A 623-nucleotide genomic window follows, 5' to 3' on the forward strand; every position below is an offset into this window, starting at 1 on the left:
CGAGCTCATTGAATACATGAATGAGTTTGGCAGGGTGATTCGGCTCCCCTTGATAACCAAGTATAGGCATATCTGGAGCATCTGTTTCTATAACTAGATTTTCGAGTGGTAATCTTTGAATCGCGTCGCGAGTTTTATGGGCTCTCGGATAGGTAATGGTTCCACCAGCACCGATGAAAAAACCTAATCTGACCCACTCCATCCCCTGCTGATAACTACCAGCAAACGCGTGCAAAACGCCACCACGAGGTAACTTCGCCGCTTTGACCATTTGAATGAGTCGATTGTGTGCTTTCCGGCTGTGCAAAATGACAGGAAGATTGAAACGCCTTGCCAGCTCAAATTGAGTTTCAAGCGCCCTTTCTTGTAGCTCAGGATCTACGTTAACTGCAAAGTCTAGTCCGCACTCTCCGATTGCCACACACTGTGGCGACTTTTGGTTGAGATAACGTTCTAGCTCTGCAAGGTGCTGCTCAACGTTATCTTCTAGAAAATACGGATGAAAACCGAGCGCGTAATACAAATTGGCGTGTTGCTCTGCCAACGTTTGAATACGAGCCCAATTTTGCGGGCCGACGGAAGGAATCAGAATTCTTGCGACGCCTTGCGTTTGAGCAAGCTCA

Annotated in this window: 1 protein-coding gene; it reads right to left on the reverse strand. The window is 47.5% G+C overall.

The window, feature by feature from the left end; translation table 11 throughout:
* Positions 1 to 623 (reverse strand): TatD family hydrolase (locus tag R7Q11_RS27470; protein ID WP_225467145.1); only part of this gene is annotated, 623 nt, incomplete at both ends.

This window comes from Vibrio sp. 970, assembly GCF_033339075.1.